The organism is Thauera sp. K11 (genome assembly GCF_002354895.1).
Lineage (GTDB): Bacteria > Pseudomonadota > Gammaproteobacteria > Burkholderiales > Rhodocyclaceae > Thauera > Thauera sinica.
Genome location: NZ_CP023439.1, coordinates 4,540,558 through 4,556,067 on the forward strand (window position 1 = coordinate 4,540,558; position 15,510 = coordinate 4,556,067).

The 15,510-nt window shown below is 59.6% G+C and carries 12 protein-coding genes; 9 read left to right on the forward strand and 3 right to left on the reverse strand.

The window, feature by feature from the left end:
* Positions 1–148: 148 nt before the first annotated feature.
* The 9 genes from CCZ27_RS19905 to CCZ27_RS19945 all read left to right on the forward strand — a co-directional run bounded on the left by CCZ27_RS19905 (position 149) and on the right by CCZ27_RS19945 (position 13,228).
* Positions 149–1,246, forward strand: a complete 1,098-nt coding sequence (locus tag CCZ27_RS19905; RefSeq protein WP_198363202.1) for an STY4528 family pathogenicity island replication protein — start codon at positions 149–151, stop codon at positions 1,244–1,246.
* A 648-nt stretch (positions 1,247–1,894) separates the two neighbouring features.
* The gene (locus CCZ27_RS19910) at positions 1,895–2,746 is read left to right on the forward strand and encodes a phage integrase N-terminal domain-containing protein (RefSeq protein ID WP_096451105.1); all 852 of its coding nucleotides are present in this window, start codon (positions 1,895–1,897) and stop codon (positions 2,744–2,746) included.
* 134 nt (positions 2,747–2,880) lie between these two features.
* Positions 2,881–3,204: an HVO_A0114 family putative DNA-binding protein gene (locus CCZ27_RS19915; protein ID WP_198363203.1), complete on the forward strand. Its 324-nt coding sequence runs from the start codon at positions 2,881–2,883 to the stop codon at positions 3,202–3,204.
* A gap of 10 nt (positions 3,205–3,214) precedes the next feature.
* The gene (locus CCZ27_RS19920) at positions 3,215–4,783 is read left to right on the forward strand and encodes a type I restriction-modification system subunit M (RefSeq protein ID WP_096451109.1); all 1,569 of its coding nucleotides are present in this window, start codon (positions 3,215–3,217) and stop codon (positions 4,781–4,783) included.
* Positions 4,780–6,084: a restriction endonuclease subunit S gene (locus tag CCZ27_RS19925; protein WP_096451111.1), complete on the forward strand. Its 1,305-nt coding sequence runs from the start codon at positions 4,780–4,782 to the stop codon at positions 6,082–6,084. The genes CCZ27_RS19920 and CCZ27_RS19925 overlap by 4 nt, the downstream gene beginning before the upstream one ends.
* Positions 6,081–9,104 (forward strand): type I restriction endonuclease subunit R, encoded by a 3,024-nt coding sequence (locus CCZ27_RS19930; protein WP_096451113.1) that lies wholly within the window; start codon positions 6,081–6,083, stop codon positions 9,102–9,104. Before CCZ27_RS19925 ends, CCZ27_RS19930 begins: the two co-directional genes overlap by 4 nt.
* Positions 9,105–9,106: 2 nt before the next feature.
* On the forward strand, positions 9,107–10,174 hold the full coding sequence (locus tag CCZ27_RS19935; protein WP_198363204.1) for an SIR2 family protein: 1,068 nt from the start codon (positions 9,107–9,109) through the stop codon (positions 10,172–10,174).
* Positions 10,175–10,198: 24 nt separating this feature from the next.
* Positions 10,199–11,992: an ATP-binding protein gene (locus CCZ27_RS19940; RefSeq protein WP_096451115.1), complete on the forward strand. Its 1,794-nt coding sequence runs from the start codon at positions 10,199–10,201 to the stop codon at positions 11,990–11,992.
* A gap of 90 nt (positions 11,993–12,082) precedes the next feature.
* Entirely contained in the window at positions 12,083–13,228 is a 1,146-nt protein-coding gene (locus CCZ27_RS19945) for a virulence RhuM family protein (RefSeq protein WP_096451117.1), read from the forward strand.
* A gap of 18 nt (positions 13,229–13,246) precedes the next feature.
* Here CCZ27_RS19945 and CCZ27_RS19950 read toward each other — a convergent pair whose 3' ends face one another.
* From CCZ27_RS19950 to CCZ27_RS23740, 3 genes are all read right to left on the reverse strand, one after another.
* Complete coding sequence (locus CCZ27_RS19950; RefSeq protein WP_096451119.1) at positions 13,247–14,437, reverse strand: tyrosine-type recombinase/integrase; 1,191 nt, start codon at positions 14,435–14,437, stop codon at positions 13,247–13,249.
* Between the two features lie 306 nt (positions 14,438–14,743).
* Positions 14,744–15,253 (reverse strand): hypothetical protein, encoded by a 510-nt coding sequence (locus CCZ27_RS19955; RefSeq protein WP_096451121.1) that lies wholly within the window; start codon positions 15,251–15,253, stop codon positions 14,744–14,746.
* Between the two features lie 4 nt (positions 15,254–15,257).
* The gene (locus tag CCZ27_RS23740; protein WP_157748657.1) at positions 15,258–15,503 is read right to left on the reverse strand and encodes a hypothetical protein; all 246 of its coding nucleotides are present in this window, start codon (positions 15,501–15,503) and stop codon (positions 15,258–15,260) included.
* Between the last annotated feature and the right edge of the window lie 7 nt (positions 15,504–15,510).

The window sequence follows — 15,510 nt, forward strand, 5'->3', positions numbered from 1 at the left end:
TGATCCGGAACACCAAGGATGTTGCGCCCTGCTTCAGCTCGAAAAAACGGAAGGCGCGTAGTTCGGATTGATGGCTGCGGCAGCGGTGATGCCGGGGTGAGATGACGGCTCCTTTGGCCAGTTGGCCGATACCGATAGGAGCCTCGCCATGTCACACAAAGCTTCAGACATCATCACCCAGAAAGCCCTGTTGCTCGATGAGCGGCTGACGCCGCTGGAGCGCAACGCGTGGCTGACTTTCCGTGCGCTGGCCAGCAGCGACGGCACCGTGGTCCTCAGTTACGACGCGCTGCGCGGATACCTGCCCAGCGCACCAGGCAGCAAGCGGGCGGCCCTTGAAACCGTGTCCAGGGCCGTGCTGTGCCTGCGGCTGTCCACGTGGATTGCACTGGTCGAATACCGCCGCAATCCGATGACCGGCTTTTCGATGGCCAGCCGCTACGCGGTGCGGAATCAGCCCCTCGCGTTCGACGACGCCTGCCTGGAAGACGAAGACTACATGCCCCTGCTGGAACGGGCGCTCGGCCATGCCAGCGCGACGATCCGCCAACTGGCGCAGTCCATTCTCGAAGAGGCCATGCGCCATCCAGACAGGTTGGGAAAGCTGCCCGCAACAATGCAAGAGCGGATCAGGCGCTTGCAACACCGGGGCGATGACCATGATCCGGGCAGTCCTGGTGGTTCAACTCCGCGCAATGCCCTCGTGCCCGAAGCCAGCGGCGACATTCCGAAACCCGTTCCGGCATCTGCGACAGTAGTACGTGCTGTACAAAAAGAAGTATTTAAAGAAGTACATACGTTACCGGTCACCAACCGAAGTCCAGGCATCGCGGTCGGATGTGCCCATCCGCTTCCGGCAACTGCCGCAGGATCAGCAGCAGATTCTCACCGCGCGTCTCAGGGGCTTGCCTCTGGAGCAACGCCTGGCGGTGCTGGCCGAGTGGGACATGCGCTGCGAATCAGGTGGCGTGCACAACGCCATCGCCTACCTCTACGGGCTGATCAAGAAGGCCGTGGAAGGCGTGTTCAAGCTCTGGGCGGCGCGCAAATCCACCCCGCAGCAGACACCCGTGCAGGCCATCAGCAACAGCCAGCATGGTTCGCCGCCTGCTCCTTCTCAATCGTCCAGCAGCCAAGCCGCAAAGCCTGCGTCGCGCGAGGTGGCGCAACGGCATCTGGATCAGATCAAGCGTATGTTGAAGACACCATCGCTACCCATCGGGCAGATCATCGGGTGCATGGCTGACAGCGGAATGCTGCCAACAGCCCCGGGAAACACACCTGCTGCTGCAAGGCTGAGGCCACGAGGCTCGGCGTGAGGCCGATGGGGCCGTCACTGCCCGCCGCGGTGACGGCCCGGAAAATTGCAGCAGCAATGCGGCTTGGCGCAGCATCGCATTGATGGCTGCGCACATGACGATGCCCCGGCACACTGGCCCAGCAACAACCTGCCGGTGGGTATGAACACCGGAACCCTGGCGCAGGTTCCTGCAAGCGCCGACCCGGCTCGCCGGACGGAACCATCCCAGGCACACCCCGGCTCGCTCTGTGTGCCGCCCTACCATGGGCAGAGCCTTCCTCATCCTCGACGTGGTTCGTCGCGCCATCGTCGCCGCACACATCCGCCGTTCCAGGCACTCATCGCGGGTCGCCCGACCTGCCGGCTTCTTTCCACCACTGCACAACAGGAGGCACCCATCCCAGCACATCACGTTGTCGTCCCTTGCAACTCTTCCGCCCGGCCTTCCCACAGGAAGCAAGGCGGACGCCTCATTCGAGGCCACAGGTGAACTGAGCACCTGGCCCTCGCCCTTCGGGGATCTCGCCTTGGCGAGTTGGCAAAAACACTGACCGTTTGCTTCTCAGCCCCGACAACCGATGGAACAGCACTGCGATGGACGACCTGACCTATACCCTGCGCCAGCTCTGCCTGCGCAACCGCGACGGCAGCCACGCCACCCAAGCCGACCGGCAACGGTCGCTGACCCTGGCCGCACGCCAACTGTGCGAAGCGGGCTTTCGCCAGATGCGGGCCTCCTCGCTCAAGGGCACGCATGTCGAAGCCCTGTTGCAGCGCTGGCAAGCCGAAGGCCTGTCGGCAGGCACGATCAAGAACCGCATGGCGCACCTGCGCTGGTGGGCAGAGAAGGTCGGCAAAGCAGGCATCCTGCCAGCGGACAACACCAAGCTGGGCATCCCTGAACGCCGCTACATGACCAACGAGAGCAAGGCCAAGGAACTGGGCGATGGGCTGAACAGAATCACCGATCCGCACGTCCGCATGAGCCTGCGCCTGCAAGCGGCCTTTGGCCTACGGCGGGAAGAGTCCATCAAGTTCCAGCCCCGCTATGCCGACCGTGGCGACCACATCGCCATCAAAGGCTCATGGGCCAAGGGCGGGCGCGACCGGGCGGTACCGATCACGACGGCAGAGCAGCGGACGGTACTGGATGAGGCCCACCGGCTGGTGGGGTTGGGCTCGCTGATCCCCGCGAACAAGACCTACATCCAACAGCGGCACGTCTACGACGGGCAGTGCAAGGCTTCGGGCCTGAGCAACATGCACGGACTGCGGCATCGGTATGCGCAGATGCGGTATGAAGCGCTGACGGGGTGGAAGGCGCCGGCGGCAGGTGGTCCTTCAAGTCCAACGCAACGCATGGAAGACGACCATGCTCGTCAGACGATCAGCCGCGAATTGGGGCACGAGCGCATTCAAATCACAGCCACCTATCTCGGCAGGTAGTCCAGTCGGCAACCGGTACAGCGATCAATGTGCTGCCCGGCACGAAAGCCACGAAATATGATGCACCAAGCCTCTCTTTCCTTATGTCAGCCTGATAAACTGCCATCCATCTTTCTTTCGCCATCCTGCCCAAGATGAAGCGTTGCATCGTCGGCATACGCCGCCCCGAGGATCAGAGCCATTCTGCTGCCGGCCCTGGTCAGCCCTCGGTCTGGTTTCCGTCCATGGCGACGATGGCGGCGGTGCTGTCCGAGGACAACCGGGCCTTGCTGCGCGTGATCCGCGACCAGCGGCCCAAGTCGCTGACGGCGCTGGCAGCGCTCACCGGGCGGCGTGTGCCCAACCTGTCGCGCTCGCTGCGGATGATGGAAGGCTACGGCCTGGTCAGACTCAAGCGTGACGCGCATGGCGTGGAGCCGGAGGCGCTGGCGACCAGTTTCAAGATTCTGATTGATTGAAGGTTCGGACGTGAACAACAACAAAGAAGCCGAGCGGGCGGAACTGCACAAAACCATCTGGCGCATCGCCAACGATCTGCGCGGCAGCGTGGACGGCTGGGACTTCAAGAGCTACGTGCTCGGCATGTTGTTCTACCGTTTCATCTCGGAGAACCTCACCGCCTACCTGAACGATGAAGCCCATCGCGCCGGAGAAAACGACTTCGACTACGCCGCGCTGTCCGACACCGATGCCGAACAGGGCCGTGCCGAAACGGTCAAGGAAAAAGGCTTCTACATCCTGCCTTCGCACCTGTTCGCCAACGTGCGCGAGCGGGCGCGACACGACGCCAACCTCAATGAAACCCTGTCCCGCGTGTTCAAGGACATCGAGGGTTCAGCCATCGGCGCGGACAGCGAGGACGACTTCAAGGGCCTGTTCGACGACCTCGACGTGAACAGCAGCAAGCTCGGCCCCACAGTCGCCAAACGCAACGAAAAGCTGGTGAAGCTGCTCGATGCCATCGGCGACCTGCCGCTGGGCAGCTTCACCGACAACACCATCGACCTGTTCGGCGACGCCTACGAATACCTGATGCAGATGTACGCCTCCACCGCCGGCAAATCCGGCGGCGAGTTCTACACGCCGCAGGAAGTCTCTGAACTGCTGGCGCGCATCGCCGTCAGCGGCAAGACCGAGGTCAACAAGGTGTACGACCCGGCCTGCGGGTCGGGTTCGCTGCTGCTCAAGTTCACCAAGGTTCTGGGGCAGGACAAGGTGCGGCAAGGCTTCTATGGGCAGGAGATCAACCTGACCACTTACAACCTGTGCCGCATCAACATGTTCCTGCACGACGTGAACTACGAGAAGTTCGACATCGCGCACGGCGACACGCTCACCGACCCCGCACACTGGGACGACGAGCCGTTCGAGGCCATCGTTTCCAATCCACCGTATTCCATCAAGTGGGCGGGCGACAGCAATCCGCTGCTCATCAACGACCCACGCTTCGCGCCTGCGGGCGTACTCGCGCCCAAGAGCAAGGCCGACCTTGCCTTCACCATGCACATTCTGTCGTGGCTGGCGACCAGCGGCACGGCGGCCATCGTCGAGTTTCCCGGTGTGCTCTATCGCGGCGGTGCGGAGCGAAAAATCCGCCAGTACCTGATCGACAACAACTACGTCGATACCGTCATCCAATTGCCGCCCGACCTGTTTTTCGGCACCACGATTGCCACTTGCATCATCGTGCTGAAGAAATCCAAGCGCGACAACGCCACGCTGTTCATTGATGCGTCCGCCGAGTTCATGCGTAGCGGTAACAAGAACAAGCTGACGGATACCAACCAGCAGAAGGTGCTTGATGCCTTCACTGCTCGTAAGGACGTGGCGCACTTCGCTCGATTGGTCGAGAACGCTAACATTGTGGCAAACGACTACAACGTCTCTGTCTCATCGTATGTCGAGCAGCCGAACAACGATGTAACGGTGGATATCAAGGCGCTCAACACCAAGATTGCCCGCATCGTGACAAGACAAGCCGAACTGCGGACGCAGATTGATGCCATCGTTGCCGAACTGGAAGGAGACGAGGCATGAGCCGCATAGACGACCTCATTGCCGCGCAATGTTCTGATGGCGTTGAGTTCAAGGCTATCGAGAGTTTTGTCTTGCGGCCTGCGAATATTCGCTGGGCAGATCAGGGCAGTGCTGAATTTCAATATATTGACTTGACTTCGGTTGACCGGGCAACCCACGCGATTGCCGAAACATCCACCATCACCAGCGAAAACGCGCCCAGTCGCGCGCAGCAGGTCGTCCGTGAAGGCGATGTCATCTTTGGAACAACGCGCCCGATGCTGAAACGGTATGCCGTCATCCCGCGCGAGTTTGACGGCCAGATTTGCAGCACGGGCTTTTGCGTGCTCCGGCCTGACAACAACATCGTCCTGACCAATTTCCTGTTCCATCTGATAGGAACCGATGACTTTTACGCCTACGTCGAGGCCAACGAGCGCGGCGCAAGCTACCCTGCGATTCCCGACAACGTGGTGAAGAAGTTCCGTGTTCCCGTCCCGCCGCTCGAAGTGCAACGCGAAATCGTGAAAGTGCTGGACACTTTTACCAAGCTTGAGGCGGAGCTTGAGGCGGAGCTTGAGGCGGAGCTTGAGGCGCGTCGGCGGCAATACAAGTATTACCGCGATATGCTTTTGACGTTCGGCGAACGCACGGACGCTGAAGCAAGCAAGCAAGCAAGCAAGCAAGCAAGCAAGCAAGCAAGCAAGCAAGCAAGCAAGCAAATTATAAGGTGGATGATGCTGAATGAAATAGGCCAATTCATTCGCGGTCGTCGCTTCACGAAAGCGGATTATGTGGGCGACGGAATCAGCGTCATCCACTACGGCGAGATTTACACGCAATACTGCGTATGGACTGATCGCGTCATCTCGCAAGTCCGTTCGGATATGGCGGACACATTGCGCTACGCAAAGCCCGGCGATGTTGTCATCACTGATGTCGGCGAAACCGTCGAAGATGTCGGCAAAGCGGTAGCCTGGCTTGGCGATGAAGAAGTTGCCATCCACGACCACTGCTACGCCTTCCGCCATTCGATGAATCCGAAGTTCGTCTCCTACTGCATGCAGACGACTTCGTTCATCGCAGAGAAAGCCAAGTATGTGGCGCGCACAAAGGTCAACACGCTTCTAATTGACGGATTCTCGAAAATCCGTATTCCTGTTCCGCCTCTTGAGGAACAGGAGCGCATTGTTTCCATTCTCGACAAGTTCGACGCACTGGTAAACGACCTTTCTATCGGCCTGCCCGCCGAAATCAAGGCCCGCCGCCAGCAATACGAGCACTACCGCGACCGCTTGCTAACCTTCAGGGAGGTCACGTGAGCGAAGACCTCAAACCCTACCGCTACGAACCGATTGCGCTTTCTAACGAAAGCACCGTCGTCGCAGAATTCGTGCGCCCGAACGAGATGCGCGAGGAACGCTACCAGTCCGAAGCGGAACTTGAGCGCGACTTCATTGCACGCTTGCAGGTACAGGCCTACGAATACCTCCGCCTCACCAGCGAGGCCGACCTCGTCGCCAACCTGCGCCGCCAGTTGGAGGCACTGAACAAGATCACGTTCTCCGACCGCGAATGGCAGCAATTCTTCGGCGAGAAGATCGCCGGAGCCAACGATGGCATCGTCGAGAAAACCGCACGCCTTCAGGAAGACCACATCCAGGTCTTGAAGCGCGACGACGGCAGCACCAAGAACATCTACCTGCTCGACAAGCAGAGTATCCACAACAACCGCCTGCAGGTCATCAACCAGTACGAAGCCGAAGGCGCGCGCGCCACCCGCTTCGACGTGACCGTGCTGGTCAACGGCCTGCCGATGGTTCACATCGAACTGAAGCGCCGGGGCGTGGACATCCGCGAAGCGTTCAACCAGATCGACCGTTACCAGCGCGACAGCTTCTGGGCCGGTTCCGGCCTGTTCGAGTACGTGCAGTTGTTCGTCATCAGCAACGGCACGCTGACCAAGTACTACAGCAACACCACGCGCGACGGCCATCTGGCAGAGCAGCGTAGCAACCGGCGTGCACGCGGCAAGATGTCCAACAGCTTCGCCTTCACCAGTTGGTGGGCCGATGCGAAGAATCAGCCGATCACCGAGCTGGCCGATTTCACCAAGACCTTCTTCGCCAAGCACGCGCTGCTGAACATCCTCACCCGCTATTGCGTGTTCGACGTGGATCGCAAGCTGCTGGTGATGCGGCCCTACCAGATCGTTGCGGCCGAACGCATCCTACAACGCATCGCCACGGCGACCAATCACCGGCAACTTGGCACGGTGGCAGCAGGCGGCTACATCTGGCACACCACGGGCAGCGGCAAGACGCTGACCAGCTTCAAGGCCGCGCAACTGGCGCGCGGGCTGCCGGAGATCGACAAGGTGCTGTTCGTGGTGGATCGCAAGGATCTGGACTACCAGACCATGCGCGAATACGAACGCTTCGAGAAGGGCGCGGCCAATTCCAACACCTCGACGGCGGTGCTGCAAAGGCAACTGGAAGATGCGAACGCGCGCATCATCATCACCACCATCCAGAAGCTGAGCCGCTTCGTCGCCAGGAACAAAAAACACCCGGTCTACGACGCGCATGTGGTGGTGATCTTCGACGAATGCCACCGCAGCCAGTTCGGCGACATGCACACGGAGATCACCTGGACTTTCAAGCGCTACCACCTGTTCGGTTTCACCGGCACACCGATCTTCGCCGACAACGCGGGCACGGGCGGCAATCCAAAGCTGCGTACCACGGAACAGGCGTTCGGCGACAAGCTTCACACCTACACCATCGTCGATGCCATCAATGACAAGAACGTGCTGCCGTTCCGCATCGACTACATCAACACCATCAAGGCAGCGGCAGCTATCCGCGACAAGAAGGTTCCGGCCATCGACACCGAACGGGCTTTGCTTGCGCCGGAGCGCATCAAGCAGATCGTCGACTACATCCGCGAGCACTTCGACCAGAAAACCAAGCGCAGCGCCAGCTACCGGCATGGCAGCAAACGGCTCAACGGATTCAATTCGCTGTTTGCCACGGCCTCCATCGACGCAGCCAAACGCTACTACACCGAATTCGCGCAGCAGCAGAAGGATGTGCCACCAGCCCAGCGGCTCAAGATCGGCCTGATCTACAGCTTTGCCGCCAACGAAGGCAGCGAAGACGGTTTGCTGGACGAAGAAGCGTTCGAAACCGACGGACTGGATCAAGGCTCGCGCGATTTCCTCGATGCCGCCATCCGCGACTACAACGGTCTGTTCGCCACCAGCTTCGATACCTCGGACGGCAAGTTCGAGAACTACTACAAGGACTTGTCGCAGCGCCTGAAAAACCGCGAGCTTGACCTCGTGATCGTGGTCAACATGTTCCTGACCGGCTTCGACGCCACCACGCTCAACACCCTGTGGGTAGACAAGAACCTGCGGGCGCACGGGTTGATCCAGGCGTATTCGCGCACCAACCGCATCCTCAATTCGGTCAAGACCTACGGCAACATCGTTTCCTTCCGCGACCTGGAGCAGGCGACCAACGACGCACTGGCGCTGTTCGGCAACAAGGACGCCAAGGGCATCGTGCTGCTGAAGCCCTATGCGGACTACTACACCGAATACCAGAAGAAGGTCGCCGAACTGGTGGCGCTGTTCCCGCTGGGCCAAGCCATCACGGGCGAAGCGGCGCAGAAGGCGTTCATCAAGCTGTTCGGTTCGATCCTGCGGCTGAAGAACATCCTCACCGCCTTCGACGACTTCGCAGGCAACGAAATCCTGAGCGACCGCGATTTTCAGGACTATCAGAGCCTGTACCTGAACCTGTACGCCGAGTTCCGCAGCACTTCCGAAGCCGAGAAGGAATCGATCAACGACGACGTGGTATTCGAGATCGAACTGATCAAGCAGGTCGAGATCAACGTCGATTACATCCTGATGCTGGTCGAGCGCTACATCAAGGCCAAGGGCACCGGTCAGGACAAGGAAATCCGCGCGACCATCGAGCGCGCGATCAATTCCAGCCCGTCCCTGCGCAACAAGAAAGACCTCATCGAAGCGTTCGTGGACTCGGTTTCCCCGAAAGCCCAGGTGGATGCGGAATGGCAGGCGTTCGTCGCCAGGAAAAAGATCGAGGAGCTTGACCGCATCATCGCCGACGAAGGTCTAAACTCGGACGAGACGAAGACGTTCGTGGACAACGCCTTCCGCGACGGCGGTATTCCGACCACAGGCACGGCGATCACAAAGATTCTTCCGCCCGTCTCGCGGTTCTCCAAGAACAACAACCATTCGGCGAAGAAGCAGACGGTGCTGGAGAAGCTGGCGGCGTTCTTCGAACGTTATTTCGGGTTGGCCTGACCATGACTGATATGACCGCCGCCGAACTGCCGGATGATCTCTTCGCGGATATTCAAGGAGTTTTCCGCAAAACTCCGGTGCTGCTCATCGGCTCTGGCTTTTCCTGCGGCTACGGTCTTCCCGGTATGGGCGCTTTGGCGGAGCACTTGGCAACAGCCGTTCACGATGCACTGACTACCGATGGGGCAAAAAATGCTTGGGCACAATCAGTTGAGGCCATAAAGGAAAATCTGGAAGCGGGCCTGAATGGCATTCCGCTTGGTATGGCGGAATGGGGAGAAATCGTTTCAGCCATACGCGGAGAAACGGCGAAGCTGATTCTGGATAAGGCCATCGCCGCAGAGGAGAGGATTCTGGGTGAGAAGGTCGCAGGCGGTCATGCGCCATCACGTCTCCTGAACCGCTTGTTCAACGGTTCTCCACAGAACGCGGAAAGCATCCACGTCATCACGACCAACTACGACACTTTGCTGGAGTTGTTCTGCGATCTGGCGGAACTTCCACTGGACACGGGCTTCACGGGGTTCCGTCGGCGCAAGCCGCGACCTCGCCCGCTTTTCCAGACGCAATACAGCCGTGTTCTGGTGGCTGAAAAACGCCAGCAGCAGGTCGATCACCGCCTCTGTAAAACTGTTCGCCTGTACAAGCCACATGGTTCGATCAGTTGGCTGACAACCGATGATGGGCCGGTGGAAGCCCTCAACGACGTGTCCATCGCAGGGCGAGCCATTGTCGTGCCCGGCCCGGCGAAATATCAGGACACATTGGTCAACACGCTGTTCGATGCCATGCGTGCCGAGATGAACGAGGTGCTCACCAAGGCTGAAGCCTTGTTGTGCATCGGCTTCGGATTCAATGATGACCATTTGCAAGGTGTCATCAAGCGCCGATTGACGGCTGGAATGCCCATCATCATCGTCACGCGCGATGCGACTCCGAACATCAAGCAACTGCTCAGCGACCACTCCCATCTGATCGCCCTGTTCAAGTCGGGCGACGGGGCAGTTTGTCACTGGAATGGGCAAACGCTGAAATCCCCGAGCCGCTCTGGCAGCTTGATGATTTCCTGAAAAAATTCTTGGAGTGAGGCGACGATGAGCATTTTCGATTTCACCGAAGAACAGTCCCTGGGCGAAGTCCGCAGCGTTGAAACCTCACGAATCACGGTGCGCGTGACCGATGGGCAGCGCCTGCAAAAGGCGCGCGTCGGTCGCTTGGTTGCCATCCAGTCGATGGGAGACGAGTGGCTGATTGGCATCATCGAGCGCGTTTGGCGTCACCCGGTCGAGTTACCAACCTTCTCAGAGGGCGAAGAAATCCCCGACCTGACTGGCGTGTCTCAGGAGGAGAACGGCATCTCGATCAGTCTGGTCGGCACCTATCGCGCTCGTGACGGGCAGCGCAAGGACACTTTCACGCGAGCCGTTTTCATCTTGCCCGAAATCAACCGGCCCGTGTTTCCCATCGAAGAGAAGTTCCTCGAAGACTTCATGGGCATCTTGAGCACATCGTCCAAGACGGATGCGGTCGCCCCGCTCAAGGTTGGAACCTACACGCTGGACGGCAAGGCCAGCGCCTACATCGACGGAGACAAACTCTTCCAGCGGCACGCTGCGCTGCTGGGCAGCACGGGGTCGGGAAAATCCTTCACTGTGGCTTCCATTCTGGAGCAGTCCGCGCTATTGCCTCACGCGAACATTGTTGTGCTCGACCTGCATGGCGAATATTCGAGCATGAAGTTCGCCTCGCACTACCGAATTGCAGGTATCGGCGATATCAAGACCAAGAATGACGGTGCAATATTTCTGCCCTTTTGGCTGCTGACCTACGATGAAATGCAATCGGTTTTCGTGGATCGTTCGGGGGACAATGCCCCAAATCAGGCGCTCGCACTTATGGATTCGGTCGTAGAGATGAAGCGCACAGCCATCAATGCGCTTAGCAAGCCAGAGCTTCTTGAAGGCTTCACGGTCGATACGCCAGTGCCGTACAAGTTGAGTGATTTGGTAGAATCTTTGGACAAGAAAAACGATGAGGTCATTCCTACGGGCGAGGAGTACGTCAGCGGCGCGAAAAAGGGGCAGCCTAAAACTGAAAAGGGCCCATTGAACGGCAAGCTCTCGCGCTTTCTCATCCGCTTGAAGACCAAGATGAACGACCGTCGTTATGCGTTCATGTATCAAGCGCCGGAGGAATACGAGGCTTACGAAGCGTTGCACGTCTTGGCGAACAAGCTGCTCGGCACGGGCAATATCAAGGACGGCGTCAATCCCGGCATCAAGATCATCGACTTCTCCGAGGTTCCCTCCGACATCTTGCCGGTAGTTGTGGGCTTGGTCGGGCGATTGATCTACCAGATCCAGTTCTGGAGCAGTCCGGGTGAAGACGGCGATGCGCGGCACCCCATCATGATCGTTTGCGACGAGGCACACCTGTACTTGCCTAGCAGCGCGGCGTCCACCGGCCCGTTGGAAAAGCGGGCTTTGGAGAACTACGAGCGCATCGCCAAAGAGGGACGCAAATACGGCGTTGGCCTGATGGTGGTCAGCCAGCGACCCTCGGATGTCAGCACGACCATTCTCAGTCAGTGCAGCAACATCATCAGCTTGCGTCTTGCCAACAAGACCGACCAATCGGTTGTGAAGCAACTTCTGCCAGAAAGCTTGGAGGGACTGATGGAAGTCCTGCCGACACTGGATGTGGGTGAAGCCGTTGTTGTTGGCGATGCCACCTTGCTACCAACCCGAATCAAGATGTCGAAGCCAAAGCACGAGCCACGCAGCGCGACGATCCCATTCTGGGCGCGCTGGGCCAAGCCCAAGGCGGAGGTCGATCTGGCTGCCGCAGTAGAAAACATGCGTCGCCAGTCGCGCGATCTCACGAAATAAGATGTTCGTGGCGTCGTCTCCTATGTTGAAGATATCGCCTTATATGAATGAGGCTCAGCACCTCCAAGTTCTAGCCCGTGCACATTGCTCATGACCGACCAACTTCAACCGCTGCCCGGCGAATTCCTGCTCTACGAGACCGAGGACGGGCGCACCCGTGTCGAATGCCGCTTCGTGGCCGATACGCTGTGGCTGCCGCAAGCGGGCATGGCCGAGCTGTTCCAAACCAGCAAGCAGAATGTCGCCAAACACCTGAAGGCGATCTTTGCCGAGGGAGAGCTGAGGCCCGAAGCAGTTGTCAACCAATGGTTGACAACTGCCTCTGACGGTAAGAACTACCGGGTGGCCTACTACAGCCTGGAGGCGATTCTGGCAGTCGGCTACCGAGTGCGCTCGCCACGCGGCACGCAGTTCCGCCGCTGGGCTACGGAGCGCCTGGCAGAGTACCTGGTCAAGGGCTTCACGCTGGACGACGAGCGCCTGAAGAATCCGCCCGTCGCCGGTTCCGCAGTTCCTGATCGTTTCGACGAACTGCTCGAACGTATCCGCGACATCCGGGCCAGCGAACGCCGGATGTACCTGCGAGTGCGCGAGATATTTTCGATGGCAGCAGACTATTCGCCCACGCTGCCGGAAACCACCCAGTTCTTCCGCTTCATCCAGAATAAGCTGCACTTCGCCGTCACAGGTAAGACCGCCGCCGAACTGATTGCCGAGCGTGCCGACAGCCGCCAGCCCAACATGGGGCTGACGACCTGGAAATCCGGCAGCGTACAGAAGGCCGATGTGACCGTTGCCAAGAACTACCTGCGGGAATCGGAAATCAGCGAACTCAACCGCATCGTCACGATGTGGCTGGACTTCGCCGAGGATCAGGCCCGCCGGCGCAAGGAAGTGTTTCTGAAAGACTGGGCGGAGCGGCTCGATGCCTTCCTGGCCTTCAACGAACGCGATGTGCTTACCGGCGCGGGCCACATCTCCAAGAAGCAGGCCGACGCCCACGCTGAGAACCAGTATGAGCAGTTCATCGTCCAACGACGGGCCTTGTTGGAGGCCGAAGGTGCAGATGCCAATGTGCGAGCGCTGGAGGATGCTGCCCAATTCAGGAAAAAGCAGCAAGAAGCGCAAATGAATTACCGGGCTTTTGGCCACCCAAAGGGAAGTGAAAAGAGAGAAGCGACAAGGGAATGGCACGCAAGGGACAATGGCCCTATCCAGAAAAGGAAAAGGTCATAGTCTTCCCTCCGGATGGACTTACACCACCAGATTTCCCGACGGTGCCAGCCCGTCGATGTAGTCCGACCACGCCTGCAACATCTCCCGCCGCTGCTCGGCGTACTCGGCCCGGTTGTAGACCCCGCGCACGCCGCCAATAGTGTGGTTCAGCGCCTTTTCCACCACATCCGAAGGCCAGCCCTGTTCGTGCAGCAGCGTCGATGCGGTACGCCGCAGGTCGTGGATAGTGAAGGCGGGGATTTCCTGCCCCTGCAATGACACCTTCAGCGCCTGGTTCAGCGCATTGCTAGCGAAGGGCTTGGCCAGAGTGCCGCGCCCAGGCAACACCCAATCGCTGCTGCTGGCCAGCGGCTTGAGTTCCTTGAACAGCGTATGTGCTTGCGTGGACAGGTAGACGATGTGCGGCTTGCCGGTTTTGGAATTCTCGACCGGGATGTGCCATTCGCCTTCGTCCAGATACACGTCTTTCCACTGCGCCAGCATCAGCTCGGACTTGCGCACCAGGGTCATCAGGATCAACTGGAAGGCGATCTTGAACTGGCGGCGGATGTTGGAGGTCTGCATGGCGCGCAGGAACTGCCGGATTTCGTCCGGCGTCAGCGCCCGGTCGCGGGCGGCGGCGCGGTAGACGTGCCGCATCGGCAGGGCCATGACCGGGTTGGCCTGGATCAGGCCGCAGGTCAGCGCGTAATCGAACATGCGCTTGAGCAGGCCGCGCACCTGGCCGGCGGCGGCATCGAAGCCTTGTTCCTTCTTGCGCCAGATGACACTGCGCACGTCCTCGGCGGTGATGTCCCGGACAGGCTTGCTGCCGATGTGCGGCAGGATGTCCTTTTCCAGGTAGCGGCGCGGCATAGTCACGTTCTTGCGATCGCGCGACTGGATGTCCTTGAAGAAGCGTTCGGCAAATTCGGCCACGGTGGCGTCTTTCGCGCCGGCCACTTTCTCCTGCTGCTTTTTCTGCGCCGGAGACTGACCCAGCGCCACCAGGTGCGCCGCCTCATCCCGCTTCAGGCGGGCGTTCTTCAGGGTAAGGGCCGGGTACTTGCTCAGCGTCAGCTTCTCGTACTTGCCATTCAGCCGGTAACGGTAGCGCCAGACGACGCCCCCGGTCGGGAAGACCTCCACATACAGCCCCCTGTCATCGGTAACCGTATAGGTCTTGTCCCTGGGCTTGAGAGCCTTGAGCGCGGTATCGATCAGTGCCATCTCATCCTCCGTATGTCTAAGCATAGGGATGGAGAGCACATACCCCGCTACTTAGTGCCAAACTTGGACATATCAGTGAGTGGCTTCGACTGTATCACCGAGCTCGTCAGTAGACAAAAATTCCTTTATTTACGCTAACTTAAAGCGATTCATAAGACATCAGTGGATGTTCTTGGACATCGCGTCACCGATACAGAAGCTAGTGACTCGGCGCGAAGCCGCACCGTTGCTTGATTGGCGAAAAGCCGGTGTCGGACATGGGCACAATCTTGGGCACACTTTTTGAAGTCATGGCCCTATTTTGCCTCACTCCCCCGCCAACCGGGCAAGGCCGGCCCGCATCCCGGCCAGGTAATCGGCATCCGGCGTCATGCCTTCGCGCATGGGCTGGAAGGCTTCCGTTCCAGCCATCCGGCGCACGTCGGCGGCATCAAGGCCATGCTCGGCGCAGACCGCCGCCAAGGCTGCATCCAGGGCCAGCAAGCAGCTTTCCGCCTGTTCGTGGGCATCCAGCAGGGTGTCGGCCTTCTCGTCGTCGTTGCGCCGACTGGCGGCCAGCGCCGCCCCCAGCATTTCCGCCTTGTGGCAGCGCAGCCGCCAATGCTCGATGGCCCAGCACGCGGCGAAGCGCGTGAAGCCATCCAGCCGCGCCTGATAGGCCACGTCGGGGCAGTTGTAGTCCTTCCTCGGCACGGCATCGCCCAGGCGTTTGAATTCCAGCGCGTTGCCTTCGCTGATGTAGTGGAAGGCCAGCGTCGCCGATTGGTCGGCAGTCAGGCCACGGTATGCTCTTGTCAGTCGGTCATGGTGTTGCATGGTGTCAGTCCTTTCGTGGGTTGATGGTGCGTTCCAGCAGTTCCAGCCGGTCGGCCAGCACTGCCGTTTCGTAGGCTTTGCGGATCATGTCCAGGACGTAGGCAAGGCGCGTCCCGTCCTGACTCGCCAGCCGCCCCGCTCGCATGTCTCGATAGACGCTGCCGAGTTCGCGCCGGATGGCGTGCGCGTCCCGAAGATCAATCTTCGGCAGGGGGTAAGGGTCAGCACGTTGCCGCTTGCGGCTTCGCATTCGGGCG